Genomic DNA, 26,783 nt, shown 5'->3' on the forward strand with positions numbered 1-26,783 from the left:
AAGGGTCAGTTAAGACGACCCATTGCAACGGCAACGTCTGCCATGCGGACCGAAAAGCCCCATTCGTTGTCATACCAGGCCAGCACGCGGACCATGCGGTTGTCGACAACACGGGTCTGGTCGGGTGCGAAGATCGAGCTTTCTTCGGTGTGGTTGAAGTCGGTCGAGACCAGCGGCGCGGGCTCGTACCCCAGAACGCGCCGCATCGGGCCTTTGGCGGCTTCTTCGACGATGGCGTTGACCTCTTCGACGGTCACATCGCGCGAGGCGCGGAAGCTCAGATCAACGGCCGAGACATTCGGTGTCGGCACGCGGATGGCCGAGCCGTCCAGACGACCCTTGAGGTTGGGCAGCACTTCACCCAGCGCTGCGGCGGCACCGGTCGAGGTTGGAATCATCGACATCGCGGCAGCGCGGGCGCGATACAGATCGCTATGGCGGCGGTCCAGGGTCGGCTGGTCGCCGGTATAGGCGTGGATCGTGGTCATGATGCCATGTTCGATGCCGACACCTTCATCCAGAACCTTGGCAAGCGGGGCAAGGCAGTTCGTGGTGCACGAGCCGTTCGACACCATGTTGTCATTCGCGGTCAGGGTGTTGTGGTTGACACCAAACACGATGGTCTTGTCGACATTCTTGCCCGGTGCGGACAGCAGAACCTTGCCGGCGCCACGCTCAAGGTGCGTTTTCGCCTTGATGCCGTCATTGAACTTGCCGGTGCATTCCAGAACGACATCGCAGCCTTCCCAGTCCAGCTCGTTCATGTCGTAGGTCGAGAACATCTGCATCGGGCCGCGACCCAGATCCATGGTGTTTCCGTCAATCGATACATCGCGCGGGAAACGGCCATGAATGCTGTCATACTTCAACAGATGCGCCGAAGTCTCCAGCGGGCCGGTTGCGTTGACCTTGATCACTTCGATGTCGTTGCGGCCAGAGGCGGCGATATGCGACAGGGTACAGCGGCCAATGCGGCCAAAACCATTGATGCCGACCTTAATGGTCATGAGATGTCTCCAGATGCGCTTGCGTTGCTGGCCATATAGCGGCGAAATTGGAATCTCAAAAGGGCAAAAGCGGCATATTTTTAAGGTGTTAGCGCAAACCTCACGCGATTGCGCTAACGCTTGCGCTAGCTGTGAGATCGGGTAGGGTCGCGGTGCGACAGGTGACAGGAAAGGATGCGCAATGAGCGGTCTGTTGGCCCTTTTGGACGACGTGGCGGGGATTGCCAAGGTGGCTGCGGCCTCGGTCGATGATGTGGTAGCAGCGGCCGGTAAGGCCGGGGCCAAGACGGCGGGCGTGATCATCGACGACGCGGCGGTGACGCCGAAATACGTTCAGGGTTTCGCACCTGCGCGCGAGTTGCCGATCATCTGGCGCATTGCACGCGGGTCGTTCTTCAACAAGCTTATCCTGCTTTTGCCAGTCGCGCTGTTGTTGGCGAATTTCGCGCCGTGGCTGATCACTCCGCTACTGATGCTTGGCGGGTCTTATTTATGTTTCGAAGGGGCCGAGAAGATCTTTCACGCCCTGTTCCCTCATGGCAGCCACGCCATCGAAGAAGACATGAGCGTGCGCGATCCCGGCCACCTTGAAGAACAAAAGGTCAAGGGCGCGATCAAGACCGACTTTATCCTGTCGGCTGAGATCATGACGATTGCACTGGCGGCGATTGAGGCCCCGAATATCTGGATGCAGGCGGCGACTCTGGCAGTAGTGGGCATCGGCGTGACCGTGGCCGTTTACGGATCGGTCGCATTGATCGTGAAGATGGACGATGTCGGGCTGTTTCTGGCGCAGAACGCGCCAACGCCGATTGGGCGTGGGACAGGCCGGGGTCTGGTCAAGGCCATGCCGGTGGTCATGAAAATTCTGTCCATCGTCGGCACGGCGGCGATGTTGTGGGTCGGCGGATCGATTGTCATCCACGGGATGGAGGTTCTGGGCTTTGGCTGGCTTGGTCATCATATTCACGATTGGGCTTATGCGCTTGGTCATATGGCATCCGGCCAGTGGGTCGGTGTGATTGAGTGGGTGTCCAAAGCCACGATGGACGGCGTGTTCGGTCTGGCCTGGGGCTTTGTTCTGATTCCGGTCGCGACCAAGGTCGTCGGTCCGATGATGGGCGCTTTCAGCGGATCAGCCGAGAAGCACTGAAACAGAATCCGAATGTGACGTTGGGTTGTGATGGTGATGTGTTGTCAGGCGGCTAGTGTCGGGTAAGACACAGTAGAATTGGTACCCTCATGCCCAATCAGTCTTTGATCGATGTTCTTGAGGCGCGGGTCGCCAAAGACAACGGCCTGAGTTTCCCTGTGCCCCAGAACTGGATGCAGGGCCGCACGACCTTTGGCGGGTTTTCCTCGGCCCTGATGCTGTCAACTGTCCACGCACATCATAAGGGCCTGCCGCCTTTGCGATCCGCTCTGATCAATTTCACAGCCCCGATTGGCGCTGCGCCCACGATCAGTACCGAGGTTTTGCGCCAGGGCCGCAATGTGACAATCATCAGCGCCCGCGCCGAGATTGAAGGGCAGGTGGCGGCAACCGCCACTTTCTCGTTCGGTCATGCGCAGGACAGCCATGTTGCATTTGACCACCCCGCAAAACCCGCCCCGGACCCCGAAGCCTGTGATCCCTATTTCCCGCCGGGCTTGCCGCGTCCGCCAATTCCGTTCCTTGAGAATTTCGATGTCAAACGGGTGGAAGGCTCTTTGCCGTTTTCGGGTGCGGAAAACGGGTACTTGCGTTTATGGGCGCGGCACCGTGACCCGCGAATGTGGGATCGGATGGAAGGGCTGATCTCGGTCGCGGATCTGCCACCGCCTGCGATCTATCCGACCTTGAAGAAACCCGGCCCGAATTCATCAATGAACTGGATTTTCAACGTGTTGTCCGAGGATGTTCACACTCGCGATGGCTGGTGGCTGCTGGAACATCAACTGACGGCAGGGCGCGACGGTTATAGCTCGCAGGTCATGCGGGTGTGGAATACCGACGGCGATCTGATCGTGGACGGGATGCAGTCGGTTATCATCTTCGTCTGACAAAAAAGCCCCGGCGCTGGCCGGGGCTTTTGGGTTGAGCGCTTGGGTTTAGCCCAGCAATTCCTTGACCTTGGCGACGGTCGCTTCGGCGGTGATGCCGAAATGCTTGTAAAGCTCACCCGCAGGGGCCGATGCGCCAAAGCTAGACATGCCGATGAAGCCCGCTTTGGCTTCGCGGCCACGCTCGCCCAGCAGCCAGCGATCCCAGCCACCGGCGCGAACGGCGGCCTCGATCCCGACGCGCACGGCACCGGCGGGCAGAACGCGCTTGCGATAGGCTTCGTCCTGCTGCGCGAACAGCTCCATGCAGGGCATCGAGACGACGCGGGTGCCGATGCCTTCGGCTTCGAGCATCGCTTTGACGTCCATCGCCAGCGAAACCTCGGACCCGGTGGCAATCAGGATGGCCTGACGTTTGCCTTCGGCCTCGGCCAGAACATAAGCGCCTTGCGCCGTCAGGTTCTTGGTCTTGTGATCCTTGCGCACGGTCGGTACGCCCTGACGGGTCAGTGACAGGACCGAGGGGCTGTCCTTGAAGGTCAGCGCCAGTTCCCATGCCTCAGCCGTTTCAACTGTATCGGCGGGGCGGAACACATAGGTGTTCGGCGTCGCGCGCGAGATTGCCAGATGCTCGACCGGCTGGTGGGTCGGGCCGTCTTCGCCCAGACCGATCGAGTCATGGGTCATCACAAAAACCGACGGGATCTTCATCAGTGCCGCCAGACGCATGGACGGGCGGGCATAGTCGGTAAACGCCATAAACGTACCGCCATAGGGGCGGATGCCGCCATGCAGCGCCATGCCGTTCATCGCGGCGGCCATACCGTGTTCACGGATACCGTAATGGATGTAACGACCCTTACGGTTTTCCGGCAGGAACACACCCATATCGGCTGATTTAGTGTTGTTCGAACCGGTCAGGTCAGCCGAGCCGCCAACGGTTTCGGTCATGATCGGGTTCACGACGTTCAGAACCTTTTCAGACGAGGCGCGGGTGGCCAGCTTGGGCTGATCTTCCGACACCTGCTTTTTGAACGCACGGATTGCGCTGGCCAGTTTCTTGGGGGCCTCAAACGCGTAGGCACGGTTGAATTCGGCCTGTTTGCGTTCGGACAGTTGCGCAAAACGTTCTTCCCATGCGGCACGTTCAGCAGCACCGCGCGAGCCGATGGCCTCCCAAGCGGATTTGACATTCGCGGGGATTTCGAACGCATCATGCGGCCAGCCATAGCCGTCTTTGGCGGCTTTCAACTGATCCTGATCGGTCAGCGCGCCGTGGCCTTTCGACGTGTCCTGCGCCGCGTGACCCAGCGCGATATGGCTTTCACATGCGATCATGGTCGGCTTGCTGGATTTCTTCGCGTCCACGATAGCGGCATCGATGGCCTTGGGGTCGTGGCCGTCGATCTCGATCACATGCCAGCCCGAGGCTGCGAAACGGCGCACCTGATCGGTGCGGTCTGCAATGTCGACGGTGCCGTCGATGGTGATGTTGTTGTTGTCCCAGAAGACGATCAGCTTGCTGAGTTCGTGACGGCCCGCCAGGGTGATCGCCTCTTGGCTGACACCCTCCATCAGGCAACCGTCGCCTGCGATCACGTAAGTATAGTGATCGACAACCTTCTTGCCGTAATGGGCGCGCTGAATTTCCTCGGCCATGGCAAAGCCAACCGCGTTCGAAATACCCTGACCCAGCGGGCCGGTGGTGGTTTCAACGCCATCGATCAGGAAGTTTTCCGGGTGACCGGCGGTTTTCGCGCCCAGCTGCCGGAAATTCTTGATCTCGTCCAGTGTGACGTCGGCATGACCCGTAAGATACAGCAGCGAATAGACCAGCATCGAGCCATGGCCTGCCGATAGGATGAACCGATCACGGTCGGGCCAGCTGGGGTTTGCGGCGTCGAATTTCAGGTGCTTTTCGAACAGCACGGTCGCAACATCGGCCATGCCCATCGGCATGCCGGAATGGCCGGAATTGGCGGCGGCGACGGCGTCCAGGGTCAGGGTGCGGATGGCCGCAGCTTTGTCCCAGTGTTCGGGGTTGGCATTGCGCAGCGCAGTCAGGTCCACGGGCGTTGTTCCTTTGGATTTGAAGCAGATTGCGCGCTCAATAGCATCCACCCCTCAAAGTGCAAGCAGAACCGCGTGTCACAAAGACCAGGCGCTTCAAGAGAGCAGTCCAAGTTGTTGAAACCAAACAGTGGGTATTTCCCGCCGCATTCCGCTAAACTACTTGCAGGCGGGGATGACGTTGATTCGGGTCACCCTGCAACAGAACGAACCTTGATAAAGAGGTGACAGGGGCATGAGCCAGATCGAGGAATTACAGCATCGCATTATTGCAGCGATGGAGCGCATTGGCGCGGGCGTCGACGCCTTGCAGGACGCAGCCCCCGGCAGTGGCGACGCGGATGAAGGGTTGAAGGCCGAGCTTGAGGATGAACGCGTCGCGAACGCTCAGCTACAGGAACGGCTGAAGTCCCTGAAAGAACGGCATGAACAGGAAGTCGACGGGCTGCGCGCGGAATTGGATCAGGCCCGCGGGGCCTCGGGCGATGGGTCCGAAACCGAGACACTGCGCGAACAACTGGCCGAGGCGACTGCAAAGCTGGCATCGGTCGAAGCGGCCCGTGCGGAATTGGCCGACGCCAAGGCCGCGTTGGAAAACTCGGAAGAACTGGACACACTGAAGGCCGAGAATGAACAGCTGAAAGCCGAGCTTGAGGAGCTTGATGATACCGCGCCCTTGCAGGCCGAGTTGGAACAGCTTCAGGCGCTTGTGGCGCAGGCCAAGCAGATTGAGGCGGAAAACAGCCGGTTGCGGGCGGAACTTGCCGATACGGAACGTGTTGGCGACCTGAGCGCCGAGCTTGAGATGTTGCGCGCCGAACGGGCCAGCCATGGGGCAGCGATGTCTCGGCTGGATGATGATCTGCAACGGATGCGCAAAGCCAACGAACAACTTCGCGGCTCGGTAGATGAGTTGCGGGCCGCAGCGGAACAAGGCGTGACAGATGCCGAACTTCTGAACCGGGCGACGATCGCGGAATTGGAGGCGACGCGCGCAGCGCAGGCAACCGATGCGGCTGAGGCCCACGCGGTTCTGGCGCGGCTGGAGCCGTTGCTGAACCAGGCGAAACTTGCGGAAGGTGAGGTGGAATAATGCCCGAGGTTACCATTCATATCGGCGGGCGCGGATTCGATGTGTCCTGTCAGGACGGGGAAGAGGTGTTTCTGCAATCCGCCGCAAAGATGCTGGATGATGAGGCTCAGGTCCTGTCGGATCAGATCGGCCGGATGCCGGAATCCCGGATGCTGTTGATGGCGGGTCTGATGCTGGCCGACAAAACGGCTGCGACCGAGGATAAGGTCAAGGCGCTGGAAGCCAAACTGGCCGAGGCCGAAACCGAGCTGAACACCCTGCGCAACGCCCCTGCGCCCGAGCCGGAACGGGTCGAGGTTGCGGTGGTTCCGCCTTCGGTGACCGATACGCTGGCCGAATTGGCGGCACGGGCCGAAGCCATTGCCTCGGTCGTTGAGGAGAAGAAATCCCAATGAACAAGCTATGTGTTCTGGCCGGTGGCGCACTGGTCGCGATGTCTGCTTCGGCAGCGTTGGCCGAGATCGACATTCTGTCTGTGACCTTCGCCTGCGAAAACGGTGTGCCGCTGCCGGTCACCTATTTCAACGCTGCTGACGGGACGGGTGCGGCGGCGACTATTGTGGACAACACCCTTGTTGCGTTGCGTCAGGTCGAAAGCGGTTCGGGCATCCGCTACGAATCCGTCGACACGGAAGGCACCTATGTTCTGCGCTCGAAAGGGTGGGACGCGTCCATCAGCTATCTGGCGGCAAGCGATGCCGCCAGCGAGCAGGTGATCTATCAGAATTGCTCCAGCCGCTAAGGCTGGATCACGCGTTTGCTTCGCGGATTTTGTCTGCGGCTTCCTTGTTGTAGCCAACGCCGTTTTCGTCAAACAACGTGTCCAGTTCACCCGACAAGGTCATCTCGGTTACGATGTCGCAGCCGCCGACAAACTCACCTTTGACATATAGCTGCGGCACGGTCGGCCAGTCCGAGTAGTCCTTGATGCCCTGACGCACCGCGTCATCGGCCAGAACGTTCACGTCCGCATAATCGACGCCCATATAGTTCAGAACACCAGCCACACGGGATGAGAAGCCACATTGCGGCATCTCTTTGGTGCCTTTCATATACAGCACCACGTCATTGGCTTTGACGGTCTCATCGATCTGGGTTTTCACATCGGTCATTTCGCGTTTCCTTGTGGTCTTCCCCTTTAGGGAATGCAATGGGATCTCTGTTTTCTGCGGAAAACCAAGAGCTATTCTGGGACTTTCGTGGTCAACGCCAGCGCGTGCAATTCTCCGTCCGGGCCGTCCATCTTGCCTTTCAAGGCAGCATAAACGGCGCGTTGCTGCTGAACGCGGTTCTTACCGCGAAAGCTTTCGTCCACGACCATGGCGGACATATGCACGCCATCGCTGCCGCCAACCTGAATTTCCGCGTTCGGAAAGCTCTCGCGCAGCAGGGTTTCAATTTCGTGGGCGCTCATCGGCATGTAGGTTTACTCCTGAAAGTCTTTCCCAAGATGTAGAGCGATGGGGCGGGGCGTGCAAGATGGCACGCGCGGACAAAACCGGCAAATCCTGCGCCCGGTTGCGCGCGCAGGATGTCCGTATTTGGGACGAGAAGAAGCCTGTAGGTCAGGCAACTGCCGCCGCAAAGCTGGTGCGGAACGTGTCTTGCAAATCCGCCAGCGATGCCTCGGACGCGCCGATCTTGACGCTGTCGCCGGTGAAACGACCGACCGAGACCAGCGGTACGCCGGCCTGACCGGCGGCGATCATCAGCGCCTCGGCCTGATCGAAGTTGCAGGCGACCAGATAGCGGGCCTGATCCTCGCCGAACAGGAACTCGGTCGGGGCTTCGTCGAGTTGGACGCCCACGCCAGCGGCCTCGGCCAGTTCGAACGCGGCCAGCGCCAGGCCGCCATCGCCCAGATCGGTGCAGGCCTTGATCATCTCGCGGTTGGCGCGGATGAAATCGCCGTTGCGCTTTTCTGCGTCCAGATCCACATGCGGGGCGTCGCCGTCTTCACGGTTGAACACTTCGGCCAGCAGGGCGGATTGGCCGAGATGGCCATTGGTCTCGCCGATGATCAGGGCAACATGGCCCTCGCGAACCTCATTGCCGATAATTTCATCGGAATGGTTCAGCAGACCCACGGCACCAATGGTCGGGGTGGGCAGGATCGCCTGACCGTCGGTCTCGTTATAAAGCGAGACATTGCCCGACACGATGGGCATGTCCAGTGCGCCGACGGCGGCACCGATGCCCTGAATGGCACCAACGAACTGACCCATGATCTCGGGCTTTTCGGGGTTGCCGAAGTTCAGGTTGTCGGTGGTGGCCAGCGGTTTGGCCCCGACGGCAGTCAGGTTGCGATAGGCTTCGGCCACCGCCTGTTTGCCGCCTTCGACCGGGTTGGCACGCACGTAGCGCGGCGTCACGTCGCTGGTGAAGGCCAGCACCTTGTCAGTGCCGTGGACGCGGACCATGCCTGCGCCCAGGCCGGGTGTGCGGGCGCTGTCGGCCATGACCATGGTGTCGTATTGTTCATAAACCCATTGCTTGCCCGCGTAGTTGGGCGAGGCGAGCAGGGCGCGCAGACCGTCAATGGGATCGATCTGCGGTACATCCTCCAGCGGTGCGGCCTCGGGGGTCGGCACCCATGGGCGGTCGTATTCCGGCGCGGTCGAGGAGAGTTTCGACAGGACCAGATCTGCTTTGACCTCACCATTATGCATGATCAGAAAGCGGTCTTCGGCGATGGTTTCGCCAACGATGGCAAAATCCAGATCCCATTTCTCGAACACGGCGCGGGCCTCGGCCTCAAGCTCTGGCTTGAGAACCATCAGCATGCGTTCCTGAGATTCCGACAGCATCATCTCATATGCGGTCATGTTCTCTTCGCGCTGGGGGACGTTTTCCAGATCCAGACGCACGCCCAGACCGCCCTTGTCGCCCATTTCCACGGCAGAACAGGTCAGACCCGCCGCGCCCATGTCCTGGATCGAGATCACGGCACCGGTCTGCATCAGCTCCAGCGTCGCCTCCATCAGGCGCTTTTCGGTGAAGGGGTCGCCGACCTGAACGGTGGGGCGTTTTTCTTCGATAGTGTCGTCGAATTCGGCCGAGGCCATGGTCGCGCCGCCGACGCCGTCACGGCCGGTTTTAGCACCCAGATAGACGACCGGCATCCCGACGCCCGATGCGGCCGAGTAGAAAATCTTGTTGCTGTCGGCCAGACCGGCGGCAAATGCGTTCACCAGGCAGTTGCCGTTATAGGCGGGATGGAACCGCACCTCGCCGCCGACGCAGGGAACGCCGAAACAGTTGCCGTAGCCGCCGATGCCTTCGACCACGCCGTTCACCAACTGGCGGGTCTTGTGGTGGCCGGGCTCACCAAACGACAGCGCGTTCATCGAGGCGATGGGACGCGCGCCCATGGTAAAGACGTCACGCAGGATGCCGCCCACGCCGGTCGCCGCGCCCTGATAGGGTTCGATATACGAGGGGTGGTTGTGGCTTTCCATCTTGAAGACCACGGCTTGTCCGTCGCCGATATCGACCACACCCGCGTTTTCACCCGGACCGCAGATCACCTGAGGGCCAGAGGTCGGCAGGGTGCGCAGCCATTTCTTGGAGGATTTGTAGGAACAGTGCTCGTTCCACATGGCCGAGAAGATGCCCAATTCGGTAAAGGTCGGTTCACGCCCGATGATCTCGAGGATCATGTCGTATTCCTCGGGCTTGAGCCCGTGTGCGGCAATCAGATCGGGTGTGATAGCGGGCTCTTGCATCGTCTGTCCTGTGTCCAAGTGGGCCGAGATTGCGCGCCTTTTAGGGCAAGGGGCGGCCTGTGGAAAGGGCCAAGTCAGCGCAGGGCGGTTATGGCAAAGAAAAACGGAACCGACGGTAGGGGCGGTTCCGTGTTCTTTCCTTGCAATTCAGCGGCCAGCCATCAACAGAATGAGGGCTGGCTGCGTATCGTTACGCGGGGTTTTGCGCCTTGTTGGCGGCATCCGCCGCTGCTGCACCTACGGCTGCCTTTTGTTCATCCGTCAGGTTCTCGGCCTCATCCAGACCCGGGATCGCAACACGCACTTCGCGGCGGGCAAAGTCGATGCCGTTTTCCTTGAACGACGCCTTGACCCGATTGAAGATTTCCTTGCGCAGGGTGAATTGTTTGCCCGGCTTGGCCATGAACTTGCCGCGGATGATCATGCCGACATCGTCAAAGTCGAACACACCCTGCGACTTGAAGGGCTGCAGGAAGCCATCCTTGTGAGTCTCGTCCTCCATCATCTCGGCACCGATCTTCTTGAAGATCTTCTTGACCTTGTTGGGGTCGGTGTCGAAAGGCACGGTGAATTTCAGCTTCATGATGACCCAGTCGCGGCTGTAATTGGTCAGCTTCTGAATCTCACCGTAAGGAATGGTGTGCACCGGCCCGCGATGGTGGCGCAGTTGCATCGACCGGATCGAGATCTTCTCGACCGTGCCGGTGGTGCCGCCCACATCGACATATTCGCCCACGCGGAAGGCATCGTCGATCAGGAAGAAGATCCCGCCCACAATGTCCGAGACCAGTTTTTGCGCGCCGAAACCGATGGCCAGACCAAGGATACCGGCACCCGCCAGCAACGGCGTGATATCGAGACCCAAGGCCCCCAGCGCCAGCAGAAGGAAGATCACCGCAATCGCGACCTGAGCCGTGACGCGCAGCAGCGGCAGAACCGTCGCCAGACGCGATCCGCCCGAACCGCCGCCTTCGCCAGCCTCTTCATCGGGGCTTTGATCGGCGGTCATCTCTTTCGCCAGGCGACGGTTGATCCAAAGCGAGACGACCTCGTTCAGGATGTAGCCGACCGCGATGATGATGAAGAACTGGATCAGCCGGCTGCCTTCTTCCTGCGCGCCGCCTGCGATTTCCTGCAGGTTCAGGTTCCAGGCTTTGGCGATCATCAGGATCACCAGGATACCGGCCAGAACGCGACCGATGCGGATATAGCTGCGTTTGGTTGATCTGTAGGCCTGCTCGGCCACCGGGCCTTCGCCCAGCATTGGCGGTTGCAGGTGACGCACCAGACCCCGGATCAACGTATCCAGCGCAGGCGCGATCAGCAGCCAGAACATCGTGGCGAAATGCGCGCCCTGAACCAGAAGCGCAAGTGAAGACGGATCGCGCTGAGCCACCAGAAATTCGACCAATAGCCAGATCGCCGCAGAGACACCGATCGCGAAGTAGGGATAGTAATGCGCCACTTCCTCGTCGAATTTTGTGTGGTCCGGGTCGGTGCCCAGCATCATCTGCGACAGCCCCTCACGCGCTTTCCACGCGATGACGCCGATATAGATGTGAATCCCCGCGTTCAGCCAGAAACCAATGCGCGTCTCGCCGCTGGTGATCCCGTTCAGACGGTTGAAGTGCAACAGGAATAGCGTGAAGCCGATCAGGATCAGCAGACCAATCAGGTTACGATGCAGATATTTCGCCCAGTGATCGTCAATATTGACCAAACGGTAATGCGGTTTTTTGGGTGCCAGAATGAAACGCGAAGCGGCTGCACCCAGTCGCGGAACCCAGATCAGATAGAACACGAAAGGCGCGGCATAGGTGATTTGTTCTGCAGACAAAAGGCCGCGACCGACCGCGCGGATCACGACATAGAACACCACAAGCCCGGCGATTTCGCGGCAGAAACGACCAAACAGGTAGCGGACAGCGCCCCATAGATCGCCTTCTTCTTCAACCTCAGCCTGTACATGCCAACGACGCGTCAGCAGCTCAAACAGCTTTTCCGCGATGAAGCCCACGACCAGAACACTCAGGACCAACCCCATAAGTGTAAGCGCTCCGCTGGCTCCAAAAGTTCCCGTGAAATTCGAAACCGCCTCGACCTGGGCATGGAAGATGTTCGGCACAGTCATGATGACCTGCGTCCACGACGTCACCATTTCGGTCCAGATTTCGTTGAGTTCCGTGATCGGATCATCAACTTCTTCCGCCTCTGCCGCGTTTTTCTCGGCAACGGCATCCAGACGCTCCAACAGGATCGACCTGACCTGATCGTCCGACATGCGGGCCACCAGACCATCTACCTGTTCCGGGGTCAGGTCCTCGGGGATGGTCACTGTGGCAGGTGCGTCCGATGACGACGTTGTGGCGATTTGCGCATGCAATGGCGCAGTCATAAGCACAAATGACAAAAGCGCCGCCAAAAGGCGTAGGGGGTGGAACATTGATTTGTCCTCGATCGCGAAAAATTTAGTTGTTTTTCGGGATCATAGGCACAAGACGTCAGATTTCCCAGCAGTTTCACCGCCCTGACAACCCGTGAAACCAAAAAAAAGGCCGAGCACTAAGCTCGGCCATAGTCCAACAGGGAGGTATGAAGATGATGAGCGTTTCAGCATCACCGCCTTCGAGTGCTCATTTAGGGATCAGTTTGTTAACGTTCAAGGAGATTCAGGCTGTGCATTTGGCAACCCTGATATGCCCTGCGCGCATATCTATAGTTTACCCAATTTCTTCAACTGCTTGCGTTGTTCAATGATTTCGGCCTGAACAAAATCGCGGAACGCTGCAACGCGTTTGGAGTGCCGCAATTCCTCGGGGTAGGCCAGATAAACCGGAACATCGGCAGTTTCGATATCGGAAAGGACCGGGACCAGATGCGGGAAATCCTGCGTGACATAGTCTGGCAGAACGCCAATGCCCAGATTGTGCAGCACGGCCTGCAGGACGCCGAAGTAGTTGTTCACCGTCAGCAGCGATCCCGGATTATAGGTCATCAAATGGCGCACCATTGACGCGCTTGCCCCGACCTGAGGCGCTGCGGGCGTTTGGCAGATCAGGCGATGATCCTTGATCTCGTCCAGCGACTTCAGGTTGCCCCCATGCGTTTCGATGTATTCCTGTGTGGCATACAGCGTCATCTGTACGGTCATCAGCCGCTTGCGCACCAGATCGGCCTGGCTGGGTTCCTTCATGCGGATGGCAACGTCGGCCTCACGCATGGGCAGGTCCAGAACGCGTTCTTCCAGCATCAAGTCGATGTTCAGATCGGGGTATTGCTCGTAGAGCTTTGGCAGGCGCGGGGCCAGCCACAGGGTACCAAAGCCGAAGGTCGTGGTAACACGCAGGACGCCGAACACCTCATCCTCGCTGTCGCGGATGCGGGCGGCGGCAGCGTCGAGGCGTTTGGACATGGCCGAGGTCGCATCGAACAGCAACTCACCCTGTTCGGTCAGGATCAGGCCACGGGCGTGACGGTGAAACAGGGTCGCGTCGAGTGATTCTTCCAGCGCGCGGATCTGACGGCTCACGGCGGATTGAGACAAATTGAGCTTGTCCCCCGCATGGGTCAGGCTGCCTGCATCTGCAACCGCGTGAAATATCCTAAGCTTATCCCAATCCATCGCCGCAACTTTCGTTATCCTCGGGAAGGCCTATATGAAATAGGTAACAAGTTCCACAAACAAACGGTGAAATCGTTAGGTTTCAGTGGATAAACTCTATACAGGTCAGTATTTGTGACCTAATATGCGAGAATATGAAGCACACTGATCTGACGAGGGGAGACGTCTGATGAGTCAGCCACAAATATCGCTGAACGACCGGTTCGATCTTGAGAAATCGCCTGTTCTTTTGAACGGAACGCAGGCGCTGGTGCGGCTGATGCTGATGCAGCGCGCGCGCGACCAGCAGGCCGGGCTGAATACGGCGGGACTGGTGACCGGATATCGCGGTTCGCCGCTTGGCGCGGTCGATCAGCAGATGATGCGGGCGCAGCGGTATCTTGCCGAAAGTGACGTTACCTTTCAGTACGGTCTGAACGAAGATCTGGCCGCCACCGCGTTATGGGGCAGCCAGCAGGCAGGATTGCGCGGCGATGGGCGCTATGATGGTGTGTTCGGTCTTTGGTACGGCAAAGGGCCGGGTGTCGACCGGTCGGGCGATGTGATGCGTCACGCCAATATGGCGGGAACGGCACAGCATGGCGGCGTGCTGATGGCGATGGGGGATGACCACACGGGCGAAAGCTCGACCGTTTTGCACCAATCCGAGTGGTCTTTGGTCGATATGTATATGCCGGTGGTCAGCCCGGCGGGCGTGCAGGAGATATTGGACTACGGCATCTACGGCTTTGCACTCAGCCGGTTTGCCGGTGTCTGGGTTGGCTTGAAAACGATGAAGGACACGATCGAGGTGACCTCGGTCGTGGATGGCAGGCCGGACCGGGTGGGTCTGGTAATGCCCGAGTTCGACATGCCCGAGGGCGGACTGAACATCCGACTGGGCGACACGCCGCATCTGCAAGAGGCGCGGATCATCGACTATAAACGTTTCGCGGCCGAGACGTTTTCTCATGCCAACAAGCTGGATAAACGGGTCTGGGGCAAGCCGGGGGCCAAGATCGGGTTTGTGGCGGCTGGCAAGAACTGGCTGGATCTGGCCCACGCGCTGTCGCTGCTGAACATTGATGAGGCCGAGGCCGAGCGCCTGGGTATCACCACCTACAAGATCGGGCAGACCTTCCCGCTGGATATGGCCGGGTTCCATGACTGGGCAGAAGGGCTGGACCTGATTGTTATCGTTGAAGAAAAGCGCAAACTGATCGAGGTGCAGGTCAAGGAAGCCATCTTTGACGACCGCCGGGGTCGCCGCGTTTACGGTTGGTACAAGGGCGGGGCCGGGGCCTTGCACCGCGAGGAACTTTTCCCCACGCGCGGCGCGCTGGACCCGATCATGATTGCCGAGAAACTGGGTGAGATCCTGATCGAAGAAGGCCGCGATACCGATGGCGTTCGCGCCGGTCTGGGTAAACTGTCCGAGGCGCGTCGGGCCGACAACGCCCAGGAAATCGCGACGCGTCTGCCGTATTTCTGTTCGGGCTGTCCGCATAACAGCTCGACCAAAGTGCCCGAGGGCAGCCGGGCTTATGCCGGGATCGGTTGCCATTACATGGTCCAGTGGATGGATCGGGAAACGACTGGGTTCACTCAGATGGGCGGAGAGGGCGCGAACTGGATCGGGGAGGCTCCGTTTTCGACCACCAATCACGTGTTCCAGAACCTTGGCGACGGAACCTATAACCACTCGGGCGTGCAGGCGATCCGGGCCGCTTTGTCGGCGGGCACGAACATCACTTTCAAAATCCTGTTCAACGACGCGGTTGCAATGACCGGTGGACAGGGAAACGAAGGCGATCTGACCGCCGAACGGATCGTGGCTGAGGTCAAGGCCATGGGCGTCCAACACGTAGCGCTGGTCTACGACGAGAAAGAAGACGTGAACCTTGGCGCCTTGCCCTCCGGCGTCGAAATCTACGAACGTGCCGAACTGATGCAAGTGCAGGATCGGTTCCGCGAGATCGAGGGTGTCTCGGTCATCGTCTATGTCCAGACCTGCGCTGCTGAAAAACGCCGCCGCCGCAAGCGGAGCGAATTCCCGGACCCCGATAAGCGTGTGTTCATCAACACGGATGTCTGCGAAGGTTGCGGCGATTGCGGCGTGCAATCGAACTGCGTCTCGATCGTGCCGAAGGAGACCGAGTTGGGCCGCAAGCGGGCGATTGATCAATCAAGCTGTAACAAGGATTTTTCCTGCCTGAACGGGATCTGCCCGTCCTTTGTCACCCTGGAAGGGGCTAAAATTCGGAAAGAGGCGACGAAACAGCTTGATCTGCCCGATCTGCCACTGCCGGAGCTACCGCAGATCAAGGGCACGCATAACGTGGTCATCACCGGGGTTGGTGGCACGGGCGTCGTGACCCTTGGTGCTATTCTGGCGCAGGCCGCGCAGATAGATGGCAAGGGCGCGGGCATGATGGAGATGGCGGGTCTGGCGCAAAAAGGCGGCGCGGTTCACATCCACTGCCGTCTGGCCAACAAGCCGGAAGACATCAGCGCCATTCGCGTGGCCACCGGTGAGGCGCACGCGCTGATTGGTGGCGATTTGGTGGTGTCAGCCGGGGCCAAGACGCTGGGCCTGACACGGGCCGGACAGACAGGTGCCGTGGTCAACAGCCACGAAACCGTAACCGGCGACTTCACCCGCGACACCGAATTCCGCATCCCGGCCGATCAGTTGGAACTGGCCTTGCAGGCGCGGCTGAAAGACGATGTCACGCTATTTGATGCCACCGAGTTGGCAAAGGTGGTGATGGGCGATTCGATCTATTCCAACATGATGGTCTTTGGTGCGGCCTGGCAGCGCGGCGTCCTGCCGGTTACCTACGAGGCCATAATGGGTGCCATCGAACTCAACGGCACAGCGGTTGAGCGCAATAAACGCGCCTTTGATGTAGGCCGCTGGGCTGTTCTGCACCCGGACGAGGTGCAGGCGATGTTGTCGCCCTCGGTCACCGAGTTGCCGAAATCTCTGGACCAGATGATTGAGTTCCGGGCGCAGCACCTGACCAACTACCAATCCAAGCGGTTGGCCAAACGTTACCGCAAGCTGGTGGATGGGATCGAGGATGCCAAGATCCAGGAATCGGTGGCCAAGGGATACCACAAACTTCTGTCCTACAAGGATGAATACGAGGTTGCCCGGTTGTTGCTCAGCAGCCGCGACAAAGCGGCGGCGGAGTTTGATGGCGACTTCAAGATGACCTTCCATCTTGCCCCGCCGATCTTTGGCGGAGCAGGCGGTAACGGCAGACCGCGCAAACGCGCCTTTGGTGAATGGATGCTGGGGCCGCTTAAGCTTATGGCGAAGATGAAGGTGCTGCGGGGAACGCCTGTGGACATTTTCGGATACTCGGCCGAGCGCAAAATGGAACGCGCTTTGATCCGGCAGTATGAAAAAGACATGAAGCAGGTCCTGCCTTTGGTGTCTCAGGACACGCAAGACGCCATTGCCGCCCTGGCGCGTCTACCGCTGGAAATCCGTGGTTTCGGCCCGGTCTTGCTGGAAAACGAGGCCAAAGCCGCGAAACGGCGTGAAGAGTTGCTGGCCACCATCCACAGCGGCGGGCCCGAGCTGCGCGCTGCGGCGGAATGAGGCGTCACAAACCTGTCACGATAGCTAGGCAAAATTGCGCCTCAAACATATAATACAGGCGAACAACCGGAGTCCGTAAATGCCCTCGCGCCGTCATGTCGTTCGTGACATTTCCTACGCCCATTCCGCCGAAACCAAAGGCGGTCGGATGGTTATCAAGCTTATGGAGAATACAACGGGCCGAATGCGCCTGATCAAGCGTGCGGATGGGTATGAAAAAGACGTGGCCAAAGGGCGCGACTTCTGGGCCGTCATGGTCGAACGATATGGGCTGACGCTGGACGTTGAAGGCGGGTCTTTGTCGAATATCCCCAAGGACGGGCCTTTGATCCTGATTGCCAACCACCCCTATGGCATTCTGGATGGTCTGATGATGGGGCACATGCTGTCCGAGACGCGCGGCGATTTCCGCATTCTGGCCCATAGGGTGTTCCGCAAGGCCGAGGAATTGAACCGGATCATCCTGCCGATTTCGTTTGATGAGACGAAAGAGGCGATGAAGCTGAACCTGGAAACCCGCAAAACCGCGCTGAACTATCTGGGGGATGGCGGGGCGATTGGGATTTTCCCGGGCGGTACGGTCAGCACGGCGGTCAACCCGTTTGCCTATCCGATGGATCCGGGTTGGCGTGGGTTCACGGCCCGAATGGTGGCAAAATCGAACGCGACCGTGGTGCCGGTGTTTTTCGACGGGCACACCTCTCGCCTGTTCCAGATCGCCAGCCATCTGCACAACACGTTGCGCATGGGACTGCTGATCAAAGAATTCAAGAAACGCGTCGATACCCCGGTCAAAGTGGTGATTGGCGAGCCCATCGGGCGCGATGTTCTGGACCCGTTGGGCAAGGATACGCGCAAGATGATGGATTTCCTGCGCAAAGCCACGTATGAGCTGTCTCCGAAGCCGCTGAAGTCTTATGACTACGGCTATGAATTCGAGGAACGGCATCGCGCCTGAAGGGGCAAATGGCAGTAGGCATCTTTGATTCCGGTTTGGGCGGTCTGACCGTCCTGAACGCCGCGCAGAAACACCTGCCGGACGTTGATTTCCTGTATTTTGCGGACAGTGCACATGCGCCTTACGGTGTGCGCGACGCGGAAGATATCTATCAGCTAACCCGCAAGGCGGTGCACGATCTGTGGGATCGCGGCTGCAATCTGGTGATTCTGGCCTGCAATACCGCCAGCGCCGCTGCGCTGCGGCGGATGCAGGAAGCGGGTGTGCCCGAGGGTAAGCGGGTTCTGGGCGTTTTCGTTCCTCTGATCGAAGCTCTGACTGAACGGCAGTGGGGCGATAACTCACCCCCGCGCGAGGTTGCCGTGAAGCACGTTGCCCTGTTTGCCACACCTGCAACCGTCTCCAGCCGGGCCTTTCAGCGGGAACTGGCGTTCCGCGCGATTGGCGTCGATGTCGAGGCGCAGGCCTGCGGTGGTGTGGTCGATGCAATTGAAGATGGCGACATGATTCTGGCCGAGGCATTGGTACGCAGCCATGTGGATGCGTTGAAACGGAAAATGCCCGACCCTCAGGCCGCGATTCTGGGCTGCACCCATTACCCGTTGATGGCCGAGACTTTTCAGGCCGCGTTGGGCCCGGATGTTCAGGTTTTCAGCCAGGGCGATCTGGTTGCCGCAAGTCTGGCGGACTACCTGCAACGCCACCCCAACATGCTGGGCGACGGCACGAGCGGATTCCTGACCACCGGCAAGCCGGGTTTTGTCAGTGATCGGGCGACACAATTCCTCCGACGACAAATCTCGTTCGAGGCGGCCTGATTTAGGTCAAGGACGCGCCCCTTCCAATTTTCTAAATCCAAGACCGTCACATCGGCGGTCATGAAATGTGACACATGGAAAGAAGAGGTCTGACATGACCCACAAAATCGCAATTCTGGGCGCTTCCGGTTATACCGGCGCCGAATTGGTGCGGCTGATCGCCGAGCACCCGAACATGGAGATCGTCGCGCTGGCGGCCGAGCGTAAGGCAGGCATGAGCATGGCGCAGGTCTTCCCGCATCTGCGCCATATGGACCTGCCGGATCTGTGCAAGATTTCGGAAATCGACTTCTCTCAGATCGATCTGTGTTTCTGCGCTTTGCCACACAAAACCAGTCAGGATGTGATCCGCGATCTGCCGAAGACCCTGAAAATCATCGACCTGTCCGCAGATTTCCGGCTGCGGGACGCGGATGAGTACGAAAAATGGTACGGCAATCCGCACAGTGCGTTGGAGCAGCAGGAAGAGGCTGTCTATGGCCTGACCGAGTTCTACCGCGACGAGATCCGCACCGCTCGGCTGGTGGCTGGTACAGGCTGCAACGCGGCGACGGGGCAGTATGTGCTGCGGCCGTTGATCTCGGCTGGTGTGATCGATCTGGACGATATCGTGCTGGACCTGAAATGCGCAGTCTCGGGTGCGGGGCGGTCTTTGAAAGAGAATCTGCTGCACGCCGAGTTGAGCGAGGGGTATAACGCCTATGCCATCGGTGGTACGCACCGGCATCTGGGTGAGTTTGATCAGGAATTCTCGAAACTCGCCGGGCGCACGGTCCATGTGCAATTCACCCCCCATCTGATCCCGGCGAACCGGGGGATTCTGGCGACGACCTATGTAAAGGGCGACCCGCAGAGCATCTATGAGACGCTGGCCAAGGCCTATGAAGGCGAGCCGTTCATTCAGATGCTGCCAATGGGCGAAGCCCCGTCGACCCACCATGTGCGGGGCTCGAACTTCTGCCATATCGGTGTGGTGGCTGACCGGATCGAACGGCGCGCGATAGTGGTCGCTGCGCTGGATAACCTGACAAAAGGTAGCAGTGGCCAAGCCTTGCAGAACGCCAACCTGATGTTAGGTGAGGATGAAACCCGGGGGCTGATGATGGCCCCTCTATTCCCGTGAGGACGGTATGAAAACGCTCAAGAAACGTCGTCGAGTTCAGGTCATTCTGGTGGCCGTTGTCGCCCTTGTGGCGTCGACGGCGTTGATTGGGTACGCAATGCGCGACGGCATCAACTTTTTCCGCTCGCCCAGTCAGGTAATCGCGGAACCGCCCGCACCGACCGAGGTGTTTCGTATCGGTGGCCTGGTCGAGGAAGGCTCGATCATTCGCGGGCAGGGCGAGACTGTGCGTTTTGTTGTGACCGATGGCGGCGAAAGCGTGCAGGTGGCGTTTACCGGTGTTCTGCCGGATCTGTTTTCTGAAAATCAGGGCATGGTGGGGACCGGAAGTTACGTGAACGGTGTCTTTGAAGCCACTGAAATACTTGCGAAACACGATGAGACTTATATGCCGAAGGAAGTGATGGATGCTTTGAAAGAACAAGGCGTCTACAAGGGGCCTGAGGAAAGCTGAACGCAGCTGCGCTGCGTGCCTCCGGCGGAGGTATTTTTGAACAGAAGAAGCAGGGGCGTTGCGCGTATCAGGCGGCAGCGCCCTGTTTCGTTTGGGGATGTAAACTGTCTTGCGTGACCGTTTTGCCCGGCAGATTGGTCAGGGGAAGATATGCAGACGGTTCGACAGATAGCGGCAGAGATCGTAGCGCGGGAAGGCGGATTTGTGGACGACCCGGACGATCCGGGCGGGGCCACGAAGTTTGGCGTCACCATTCACACCATGCGCAGGCTTGGGTTGGATTTGAACGGCGATGGGCAGGTCGACACCGCTGATGTCCGGGTGCTGAGCCGTGGGCAGGCGGTCGATATTTTCGTGCGGCACTATTTTGAGAAGCCACGCATTGCCGCTTTGCCCGATATTCTGCACGCGACGGTGTTTGACATGTATGTCAACGCGGGTGCGCAGGCGGTTCGAATCCTTCAGCGGTTATTGCGCGAGATGGGCTTTGATGTGGCGGTTGATGGGGTCATTGGGCCGCAGACGGAACGCGCCTGTGAAGAGGCGTTGCGCCCTGACGCTGTTGCCCTTCGGGATGCATATGGCGTGGCGCGCCGAAACTATTATTTCCGGTTGGCGGATCGACGCCCCGCAACGCGAAAATACGCCCGCAGCCGTGCCGGTGGGAAAGGCGGATGGATCAGGCGGGCCGAGGAGTTCATTTCGCCCAAATACCACATGGGCGACGTTGAGTTTCAAAGGAGAGTTGCGGTATGGGGTTGATTACGGGGTTATTGGGTTTTCTGTTCGGCGGCGGGCGCAACGTGGTGCGTGAAACTGCGGAAATATTCAGAGAAAACTCCGAAGAAGGGGCCAGGCGGGCGCTGGCCGTGCAAGGGCAGGCGATGGCGCAATTCCGGGCCGAGTTTCAGTTGCCGCGCAAAGGTGCGTTTGATCGGTTTATGGACGGGCTGAACCGCGTACCGCGCCCGGCGCTGGCGTTGGGAACGCTGGGCCTGTTTGCGGCGGCGATGATCGACCCATTGTGGTTTGCCGCGCGGATGCAGGGGATCGCACTGGTGCCTGAACCTTTGTGGTGGTTGCTGGGTGTCATCGTGTCGTTCTATTTCGGTGCGCGGCATCAGGCCAAGGCGCAGGATCTGCAGCGTGAGATATCTCAGACCATGTTGCGGGCCCCGCAGGTCATGGACAATCTGCGCGCGCTGAGGGAGTTGCGCAGTGACAGCCCGGGCGTTGCCGATACCGGCCCGGATGCCGGGTTGCAGCTTGAGGTGATGCGCTCCGATCCCAATCCTGCATTGGTCGATTGGAAACGGTTGCGCTGCGCCTGAACCGCGACACTATGTGCGCCTGAAATGGGCGAAAGTGATTGGCGATCAGGAAGCCCGCGGAGTATATCCATGGGCATGATTACAGAGCTTGGTCACTTCGCCCTAATTCTAGCCTTTCTGATCGCCATCGTGCAAAGCGTGGTGCCCCTTGTCGGCGCTGCCAAGCGGTGGACCGGGTGGATGATATTTGCGGAACCTGCCGCGATTTCACAGTTCCTGCTGACCGCATTTTCATTTGGGGCCTTGGTCTGGGCGTTCACAAGCTCGGATTTCTCGCTGCGGATCGTGGTTGAAAACAGTCACTCTGCGAAACCGATGATCTACAAGATCAGCGGGACATGGGGGAACCACGAAGGGTCGATGCTGCTATGGGTGCTGATCGTGACTCTGTTTGGTGCCATGGCAGCGGTGTTTGGGGGTGGCTTGCCGCCGACGTTGAAGGCACGGGTGCTGGCTGTGCAATCGGCCGTGGCGGTGGCGTTTTTTGCCTTTATCCTGTTCACTTCGAACCCGTTCGACCGGCTTGCCGTTGCGCCCTTTGATGGGCGCGACCTGAACCCGCTGCTGCAGGACCCCGGTTTGGCGTTTCACCCGCCGTTTCTGTACCTCGGCTATGTGGGCCTTAGCATGGCCTTCAGCTTTGCCGTCGCCGCGCTGATCGAGGGGCGGGTTGATGCGGCCTGGGGGCGGTGGGTACGTCCGTGGACTCTGGCGGCCTGGGTCTTTTTGACCATCGGTATCGCGCTGGGATCGTGGTGGGCGTATTACGAGCTTGGCTGGGGTGGGTTCTGGTTCTGGGACCCGGTCGAGAATGCCTCGTTCATGCCGTGGTTGCTGGCGGCGGCGCTGTTGCATTCGGCCATTGTGGTTGAAAAGCGCGAAGCGTTAAAAAGCTGGACCATCTTGCTGGCGATCATCGCCTTTGGGTTCTCGCTGATCGGGACGTTCATTGTCCGCTCGGGCCTACTGACCTCGGTGCACGCCTTTGCAACGGATCCCGAGCGCGGCGTGTTCATCCTGATGATCCTTGTTTTCTTCATCGGCGGCGCACTGACCCTGTTTGCGGCGCGCGCGCAGGCGATGGAGGCTAAGGGCGTCTTTGGTGTTGTCAGCCGTGAAAGCGCGCTGGTGGTGAATAACGTTCTTCTGGCCGTCAGCTGCTTTGTCGTATTCGCCGGGACCATGTGGCCGATGGTGGCCGAGATGATGTTTGACCGGAAACTCTCGGTCGGGCCGCCGTTTTTCAATGTCGCCTTCACGCCGTTCATGGTGCTGCTGGGTCTCGTTCTGCCCATTGGTGCGATGCTTCCTTGGAAACGGGGCAAGCTGGGCAAGACGGCATGGTCTCTGCGCTATGCCTTTCTGCTGGCCGTGGCCTTGGGGCTGTTGGTTTGGGCAATGCAGACCGGGCGCAGCGCGCTGGGTCCGGTGGGGCTGTTCCTTGGGGCCTGGATCACGCTCGGCGCGATTATTGATCTGTGGAGCCGTACGGGCCGAAAAGGAAATCTGAAACGGCTGTTTCGCCTGCCGGGGGCCGATTGGGGCAAGGCCGTGGCCCATACCGGGCTGGGCGTCACCATCTTCGCCATCGCCGGTCTGACCGCGTGGGAGGTTGAGGATATTCGGGTCGCCCAACCCGGTCAGCCGTTCGAGGTGGGGCAGTTTACCCTGACGCTGGAAGACGTGCGACGCGTGCAGGGACCGAACTATTTTTCGACCACGGCCGATGTTCTGGTTGAATCCGGCGATCGGGTGATTGGCACTTTGCACCCAGAGAAACGAGACTATCCGGTGGCGCGCATGCCCACCACCGAGGCGGCGATTGACTACCGGGTTCTGCGTGATCTTTATGTGGTGATTGGCGATCAACAGGCCGATGGGGGCTGGGTGATGCGGACCTATGTCAAACCTTTTGCCAACTGGATCTGGGCGGGATGTATCCTGATGGCGCTGGGTGGTGTTCTCAGCCTGTGTGACCGTCGTTTCCGGGTTGCTGCTGGCGCGCGCAAGACCCCCTCGGCCGGAGTACCTGCGGAATGAAGCGCCTGATCTTGATCCTGATGCTGCTGGCGACGCCCGGATTTGCCGTGCAGCCTGACGAGGTTCTGGACGATCCGGTTCTGGAACAGCGCGCGCGTGACCTTAGCACGGGGTTGCGCTGTCTGGTGTGCCGAAATGAAAGCATCGATGAAAGCAACGCGGACCTCGCCCGCGATTTGCGCCTGTTGCTGCGGGAACGGCTGGTCGCGGGGGATACAGACGAGCAGGCGATTTCCTTTATCGTCGATCGCTATGGCGAATATGTGTTGCTGAAACCGAAAGTTACGGGATCCAACCTGATGCTGTGGCTGGCCGGTCCGCTGATGCTGCTGGTTGCGGCTGGCATGGGGTGGAACTTTGTTCGAAACCGTTCCAAAGTTCAGGCGGCGGGCGAGACGGATACGCTCAGCGACGAAGAAAAGGAACGGCTGCGTCAGATTCTGGAAGATTGACGCGCGGTTCCACTTCCCCTTGTCCTGCGAATACGTCAGGGTTCGCTGAAACTGTCGCCAGGGGAGGCTTTGCATGGATTATGAAACGATCCTGTTGGACATCACGGACGGGCTTGCCGTTCTGACATTCAACCGTCCGGACAAGATGAACGCTCTGACCACGCAGATGCGCGCGGAAATCACCCATGCCATGAAACACGCCGCTCGCCACGCGCGCTGTGTCGTGCTGACCGGGGCCGGTGGGGCGTTTTGCTCGGGGCAGGATCTGGGCGATGCGTCATCGACCGGGAAGATCGATCTCGAACGGTCCCTGCGTGATGAGTATCAGCCGATGCTTGAAACCATCCATGACTGCCCGGTTCCGACCATCGCCGCCGTGAACGGCCCGGCTGCCGGGGCGGGGGCGAATCTGGCGCTGTGTGCCGATGTGGTGATCGCAACCGAAAGTGCGTATTTCCTGCAGGCTTTTGCCCTGATCGGACTGTTGCCGGATGCGGGCGGAACCTGGTTCATGCCGCGTCAGATGGGGCTGGCCAAGGCGATGGGGGCGTCGCTGTTTGCCGAGAAAATCGGCGCCCGTCAGGCGGATGACTGGGGTTTGATCTGGGAAGCGGTCGCGGATGAGGATTTTGCCGCGCATTGGCGCAAGCGGGCCACCTATCTGGCCAACGGCCCGACCGCAGGCTTTGCAGCGATGAAACAGGCCCTGCGCGGAACATACGAAAACACGCTGACGCAGCAGTTGACGACCGAGGCGCATTTGCAGGGCGAATGCGGACGTTCGCGTGACTTTGCCGAAGGTGTTGTGGCCTTTCTGGAAAAGCGCCCCGCAAAGTTCGAGGGGCGCTGATCGCAATCAGGCGCGGCGGCGACGGCGCGTGCGCCGTTCCGGCGCTGCCGCATCCTCGCCCGTGCCGTCCGAGGCCGACGTGAACGGCCCCAACGCGTCGGTGATCTGATCCAGCGTTGGACGATCCGTGCGCGGCGTGGTGTCCAAAGCGCGGCGCATCTTTTCCAGATGCGCGGGCATGGTACCACAGCAGCCACCGATGATGGTGGCCCCGGCATCGCGGGCCATCACGGCGTACTGCGCCATCAGATCAGGCGTACCGTCATAGTGGATGTGACCATCCACATATTTCGGAATACCTGCATTGCCTTTGGAAATCAGCGGGCGTTCGGTACCCTGAGCCGCAAAGCCCAGAACCGTACGCAGAATGTCCGATGCGCCTGTGCCGCAATTCGCGCCAAAGGCCACTGGTGGGTTGGGCAGGGTCTCGACCAACAGGGCCAGATCGGAAGAGGTCACGCCCATCATGGTGCGCCCGGCGGTGTCAAAGCTCATGGTGCCACACCAGGGCATGTCGGCCAGTGCAAACGCCTCGGCAGCGGCGCGGAATTCCTCGGGCGCGCTGATGGTTTCCAACCACAAGACGTCAGCGCCACCTTCTTTCAGCGCCTCGGCCTGTTCGTGAAACATCTCGACCGCTTCGGCATGGGACAGGCTGCCGACAGGCTCCATGATCTCACCGGTCGGGCCGACGGACCCGGCCACGATCACCGTGCGCCCGGCCTTGTCCGCCACTTCACGGCCCAGTTCGGCCCCAATGCGGTTCAGCTCACCCACGCGATTCTGTGCGTCGTGCAGTTTCAGCCGTGCGGCTGTGCCACCAAAGGTGTTGGTCAGAAACAGATCGCTGCCCGCATCGACCGAACCCTGATACAGCGCCCTGATCTTGTCCGGCGCGTCAACGTTCCAAAGCTCGGGCGCATCGCCGGATTGTAGGCCCATATTGAACAGATTGGTGCCGGTCGCGCCGTCTGCCAGAATGGCATCGGCGGTGTTCAGAAGTTCAGTCAGCGCGTTTGTCATTGGGGTATTCCGAAGCAAGGCGTAATGCGCCTGTAAGAAAAAAGAGACGCCCCATGTCTCATGACAGGGGCGTCAAATCAAATTCATATTACTCATGAAGATCATGAGCAATTCTGGGAGAAGGGTCAGATATCGGCTTCGGCCATGACCTGTTCTTTGGCCTCAACCAGCAGCTCTGCCATTTTGGACCGGATCTTGGCTTCATCCGCCAGATCGCCCAGATAGCCTTTGACCGCGTTGATCACGTCATCTTCGCTGACATTCTGCAGGTCCGTGTGCACCAGTTCCTGCCCATATTTGCGCGCCTGTTCAACAGTCTCGCCCTTCAGGGTCGAGGCCCAGACCGCCATAAACCGGTTGCGGCGCATCCGGGCGATGAACTGCATCTTTTCGTCATGTGCAAATTTCGATTCAAACGCAGCTTCACGCTCGTCAAAAGTGGTCATGGGACAGGGGCCTCTTGGGTTAGGATGTCTGCATTGATGATATGACCATACGGGACCATCGGTGCAAGGTATTTGCGCTGTGTCAAAGTCTCGCTGGTCTGTAAACTTGCGGGAAGAGGGGGCTTGGACTATGAGGACG

At 59.5% G+C, this 26,783-nt stretch carries 24 protein-coding genes; 15 read left to right on the forward strand and 9 right to left on the reverse strand.

Going from position 1 to position 26,783, the window contains the following annotated elements; genetic code table 11:
• Positions 1-5: 5 nt before the first annotated feature.
• Entirely contained in the window at positions 6-1,007 is a 1,002-nt protein-coding gene (gap, locus tag ACR0KX_RS06935; protein ID WP_170621755.1) for a type I glyceraldehyde-3-phosphate dehydrogenase, read from the reverse strand.
• A gap of 181 nt (positions 1,008-1,188) precedes the next feature.
• Between gap and ACR0KX_RS06940 the strand changes: the two genes are divergently transcribed.
• Together ACR0KX_RS06940 and ACR0KX_RS06945 are read left to right on the forward strand one after the other, a co-directional pair.
• Positions 1,189-2,160 (forward strand): DUF808 domain-containing protein, encoded by a 972-nt coding sequence (locus tag ACR0KX_RS06940; RefSeq protein ID WP_170450898.1) that lies wholly within the window; start codon positions 1,189-1,191, stop codon positions 2,158-2,160.
• A gap of 89 nt (positions 2,161-2,249) precedes the next feature.
• The gene (locus ACR0KX_RS06945; protein ID WP_170621756.1) at positions 2,250-3,050 is read left to right on the forward strand and encodes a thioesterase family protein; all 801 of its coding nucleotides are present in this window, start codon (positions 2,250-2,252) and stop codon (positions 3,048-3,050) included.
• 48 nt (positions 3,051-3,098) lie between these two features.
• Here the strand turns inward: ACR0KX_RS06945 and tkt are convergent, their stop codons facing one another.
• Complete coding sequence (gene tkt / locus ACR0KX_RS06950) at positions 3,099-5,120, reverse strand: transketolase (protein ID WP_170450894.1); 2,022 nt, start codon at positions 5,118-5,120, stop codon at positions 3,099-3,101.
• A 235-nt stretch (positions 5,121-5,355) separates the two neighbouring features.
• Between tkt and ACR0KX_RS06955 the strand changes: the two genes are divergently transcribed.
• Genes ACR0KX_RS06955 through ACR0KX_RS06965 form a run of 3 tightly spaced genes read left to right on the forward strand, consistent with a single transcriptional unit; the run spans position 5,356 to position 6,955 of the window.
• Positions 5,356-6,213 (forward strand): coiled-coil domain-containing protein, encoded by an 858-nt coding sequence (locus ACR0KX_RS06955; protein WP_170621758.1) that lies wholly within the window; start codon positions 5,356-5,358, stop codon positions 6,211-6,213.
• Complete coding sequence (locus tag ACR0KX_RS06960) at positions 6,213-6,608, forward strand: cell division protein ZapA (protein WP_170621759.1); 396 nt, start codon at positions 6,213-6,215, stop codon at positions 6,606-6,608. The genes ACR0KX_RS06955 and ACR0KX_RS06960 overlap by 1 nt, the downstream gene beginning before the upstream one ends.
• Entirely contained in the window at positions 6,605-6,955 is a 351-nt protein-coding gene (locus ACR0KX_RS06965) for an MliC family protein (RefSeq protein ID WP_170621760.1), read from the forward strand. Before ACR0KX_RS06960 ends, ACR0KX_RS06965 begins: the two co-directional genes overlap by 4 nt.
• A 7-nt stretch (positions 6,956-6,962) precedes the next feature.
• Here ACR0KX_RS06965 and grxD read toward each other — a convergent pair whose 3' ends face one another.
• The 5 genes from grxD to ACR0KX_RS06990 all read right to left on the reverse strand — a co-directional run bounded on the left by grxD (position 6,963) and on the right by ACR0KX_RS06990 (position 13,560).
• Positions 6,963-7,325, reverse strand: a complete 363-nt coding sequence (grxD, locus tag ACR0KX_RS06970) for a Grx4 family monothiol glutaredoxin (protein ID WP_170450887.1) — start codon at positions 7,323-7,325, stop codon at positions 6,963-6,965.
• Between the two features lie 71 nt (positions 7,326-7,396).
• The gene (locus tag ACR0KX_RS06975; RefSeq protein ID WP_039530494.1) at positions 7,397-7,633 is read right to left on the reverse strand and encodes a BolA/IbaG family iron-sulfur metabolism protein; all 237 of its coding nucleotides are present in this window, start codon (positions 7,631-7,633) and stop codon (positions 7,397-7,399) included.
• 145 nt (positions 7,634-7,778) lie between these two features.
• Positions 7,779-9,938 carry a phosphoribosylformylglycinamidine synthase subunit PurL gene (gene purL / locus ACR0KX_RS06980; protein WP_480708146.1) on the reverse strand — a complete coding sequence of 720 codons (2,160 nt, stop codon included), beginning with the start codon at positions 9,936-9,938 and terminating at the stop codon, positions 7,779-7,781.
• Positions 9,939-10,128: 190 nt separating this feature from the next.
• On the reverse strand, positions 10,129-12,381 hold the full coding sequence (locus ACR0KX_RS06985; RefSeq protein WP_170450883.1) for a mechanosensitive ion channel family protein: 2,253 nt from the start codon (positions 12,379-12,381) through the stop codon (positions 10,129-10,131).
• A gap of 270 nt (positions 12,382-12,651) precedes the next feature.
• A complete protein-coding gene (locus ACR0KX_RS06990) occupies positions 12,652-13,560 on the reverse strand; it encodes a LysR family transcriptional regulator (RefSeq protein ID WP_170450880.1) in 909 nt (302 codons plus the stop codon).
• Positions 13,561-13,729: 169 nt separating this feature from the next.
• Between ACR0KX_RS06990 and ACR0KX_RS06995 the strand changes: the two genes are divergently transcribed.
• From ACR0KX_RS06995 to ACR0KX_RS07040, 10 genes are all read left to right on the forward strand, one after another.
• Positions 13,730-17,149 (forward strand): indolepyruvate ferredoxin oxidoreductase family protein, encoded by a 3,420-nt coding sequence (locus tag ACR0KX_RS06995; protein WP_480708148.1) that lies wholly within the window; start codon positions 13,730-13,732, stop codon positions 17,147-17,149.
• 79 nt (positions 17,150-17,228) lie between these two features.
• Positions 17,229-18,107 (forward strand): lysophospholipid acyltransferase family protein, encoded by an 879-nt coding sequence (locus ACR0KX_RS07000; RefSeq protein ID WP_170621763.1) that lies wholly within the window; start codon positions 17,229-17,231, stop codon positions 18,105-18,107.
• Positions 18,108-18,115: 8 nt separating this feature from the next.
• Positions 18,116-18,925 carry an aspartate/glutamate racemase family protein gene (locus ACR0KX_RS07005; RefSeq protein WP_170450874.1) on the forward strand — a complete coding sequence of 270 codons (810 nt, stop codon included), beginning with the start codon at positions 18,116-18,118 and terminating at the stop codon, positions 18,923-18,925.
• 94 nt (positions 18,926-19,019) lie between these two features.
• The gene (gene argC, locus ACR0KX_RS07010) at positions 19,020-20,048 is read left to right on the forward strand and encodes an N-acetyl-gamma-glutamyl-phosphate reductase (RefSeq protein WP_170734687.1); all 1,029 of its coding nucleotides are present in this window, start codon (positions 19,020-19,022) and stop codon (positions 20,046-20,048) included.
• Positions 20,049-20,055: 7 nt separating this feature from the next.
• Positions 20,056-20,502, forward strand: coding sequence for a cytochrome c maturation protein CcmE (ccmE, locus tag ACR0KX_RS07015; RefSeq protein ID WP_480708151.1), 447 nt, complete (start codon positions 20,056-20,058; stop codon positions 20,500-20,502).
• A 150-nt stretch (positions 20,503-20,652) separates the two neighbouring features.
• Positions 20,653-21,264 carry a holin-associated N-acetylmuramidase gene (locus ACR0KX_RS07020; RefSeq protein ID WP_170450868.1) on the forward strand — a complete coding sequence of 204 codons (612 nt, stop codon included), beginning with the start codon at positions 20,653-20,655 and terminating at the stop codon, positions 21,262-21,264.
• Entirely contained in the window at positions 21,255-21,833 is a 579-nt protein-coding gene (locus ACR0KX_RS07025; RefSeq protein WP_480708154.1) for a holin family protein, read from the forward strand. Before ACR0KX_RS07020 ends, ACR0KX_RS07025 begins: the two co-directional genes overlap by 10 nt.
• 75 nt (positions 21,834-21,908) lie before the next feature.
• Entirely contained in the window at positions 21,909-23,873 is a 1,965-nt protein-coding gene (locus ACR0KX_RS07030; protein WP_170622285.1) for a heme lyase CcmF/NrfE family subunit, read from the forward strand.
• The gene (locus tag ACR0KX_RS07035) at positions 23,870-24,325 is read left to right on the forward strand and encodes a cytochrome c-type biogenesis protein (RefSeq protein ID WP_170450864.1); all 456 of its coding nucleotides are present in this window, start codon (positions 23,870-23,872) and stop codon (positions 24,323-24,325) included. The genes ACR0KX_RS07030 and ACR0KX_RS07035 overlap by 4 nt, the downstream gene beginning before the upstream one ends.
• 73 nt (positions 24,326-24,398) lie before the next feature.
• On the forward strand, positions 24,399-25,175 hold the full coding sequence (locus ACR0KX_RS07040; RefSeq protein ID WP_170450861.1) for an enoyl-CoA hydratase-related protein: 777 nt from the start codon (positions 24,399-24,401) through the stop codon (positions 25,173-25,175).
• Between the two features lie 6 nt (positions 25,176-25,181).
• On the opposite strand, the gene bmt is transcribed toward ACR0KX_RS07040, so the two are convergent.
• Positions 25,182-26,198 carry a betaine--homocysteine S-methyltransferase gene (gene bmt / locus ACR0KX_RS07045; RefSeq protein ID WP_170621765.1) on the reverse strand — a complete coding sequence of 339 codons (1,017 nt, stop codon included), beginning with the start codon at positions 26,196-26,198 and terminating at the stop codon, positions 25,182-25,184.
• Between the two features lie 125 nt (positions 26,199-26,323).
• A complete protein-coding gene (locus ACR0KX_RS07050; protein WP_170518424.1) occupies positions 26,324-26,644 on the reverse strand; it encodes a DUF1476 domain-containing protein in 321 nt (106 codons plus the stop codon).
• Between the last annotated feature and the right edge of the window lie 139 nt (positions 26,645-26,783).

The sequence above is a fragment of the Ruegeria sp. BG5 genome, assembly GCF_056538425.1.

Bases quoted from the DNA above. Each gene is read 5' to 3' on its own strand.
- bmt (WP_170621765.1), bottom strand. From the start codon at position 26,198: ATGACAAACGCGCTGACTGAACTTCTGAACACCGCCGATGCCATTCTG.
- ACR0KX_RS07040 (WP_170450861.1), top strand. From the start codon at position 24,399: ATGGATTATGAAACGATCCTGTTGGACATCACGGACGGGCTTGCCGTT.
- ACR0KX_RS06945 (WP_170621756.1), top strand. From the start codon at position 2,250: ATGCCCAATCAGTCTTTGATCGATGTTCTTGAGGCGCGGGTCGCCAAA.
- purL (WP_480708146.1), bottom strand. From the start codon at position 9,938: ATGCAAGAGCCCGCTATCACACCCGATCTGATTGCCGCACACGGGCTC.
- ACR0KX_RS07050 (WP_170518424.1), bottom strand. From the start codon at position 26,644: ATGACCACTTTTGACGAGCGTGAAGCTGCGTTTGAATCGAAATTTGCA.
- argC (WP_170734687.1), top strand. From the start codon at position 19,020: ATGACCCACAAAATCGCAATTCTGGGCGCTTCCGGTTATACCGGCGCC.
- ACR0KX_RS06995 (WP_480708148.1), top strand. From the start codon at position 13,730: ATGAGTCAGCCACAAATATCGCTGAACGACCGGTTCGATCTTGAGAAA.
- ACR0KX_RS07005 (WP_170450874.1), top strand. From the start codon at position 18,116: ATGGCAGTAGGCATCTTTGATTCCGGTTTGGGCGGTCTGACCGTCCTG.
- ACR0KX_RS06960 (WP_170621759.1), top strand. From the start codon at position 6,213: ATGCCCGAGGTTACCATTCATATCGGCGGGCGCGGATTCGATGTGTCC.
- ACR0KX_RS07035 (WP_170450864.1), top strand. From the start codon at position 23,870: ATGAAGCGCCTGATCTTGATCCTGATGCTGCTGGCGACGCCCGGATTT.
- grxD (WP_170450887.1), bottom strand. From the start codon at position 7,325: ATGACCGATGTGAAAACCCAGATCGATGAGACCGTCAAAGCCAATGAC.
- ACR0KX_RS07030 (WP_170622285.1), top strand. From the start codon at position 21,909: ATGATTACAGAGCTTGGTCACTTCGCCCTAATTCTAGCCTTTCTGATC.
- ACR0KX_RS06965 (WP_170621760.1), top strand. From the start codon at position 6,605: ATGAACAAGCTATGTGTTCTGGCCGGTGGCGCACTGGTCGCGATGTCT.
- ACR0KX_RS06985 (WP_170450883.1), bottom strand. From the start codon at position 12,381: ATGTTCCACCCCCTACGCCTTTTGGCGGCGCTTTTGTCATTTGTGCTT.
- ACR0KX_RS06955 (WP_170621758.1), top strand. From the start codon at position 5,356: ATGAGCCAGATCGAGGAATTACAGCATCGCATTATTGCAGCGATGGAG.
- ACR0KX_RS06990 (WP_170450880.1), bottom strand. From the start codon at position 13,560: ATGGATTGGGATAAGCTTAGGATATTTCACGCGGTTGCAGATGCAGGC.
- ACR0KX_RS07020 (WP_170450868.1), top strand. From the start codon at position 20,653: ATGCAGACGGTTCGACAGATAGCGGCAGAGATCGTAGCGCGGGAAGGC.
- gap (WP_170621755.1), bottom strand. From the start codon at position 1,007: ATGACCATTAAGGTCGGCATCAATGGTTTTGGCCGCATTGGCCGCTGT.
- ACR0KX_RS07000 (WP_170621763.1), top strand. From the start codon at position 17,229: ATGCCCTCGCGCCGTCATGTCGTTCGTGACATTTCCTACGCCCATTCC.
- ccmE (WP_480708151.1), top strand. From the start codon at position 20,056: ATGAAAACGCTCAAGAAACGTCGTCGAGTTCAGGTCATTCTGGTGGCC.
- ACR0KX_RS06940 (WP_170450898.1), top strand. From the start codon at position 1,189: ATGAGCGGTCTGTTGGCCCTTTTGGACGACGTGGCGGGGATTGCCAAG.
- ACR0KX_RS07025 (WP_480708154.1), top strand. From the start codon at position 21,255: ATGGGGTTGATTACGGGGTTATTGGGTTTTCTGTTCGGCGGCGGGCGC.
- ACR0KX_RS06975 (WP_039530494.1), bottom strand. From the start codon at position 7,633: ATGCCGATGAGCGCCCACGAAATTGAAACCCTGCTGCGCGAGAGCTTT.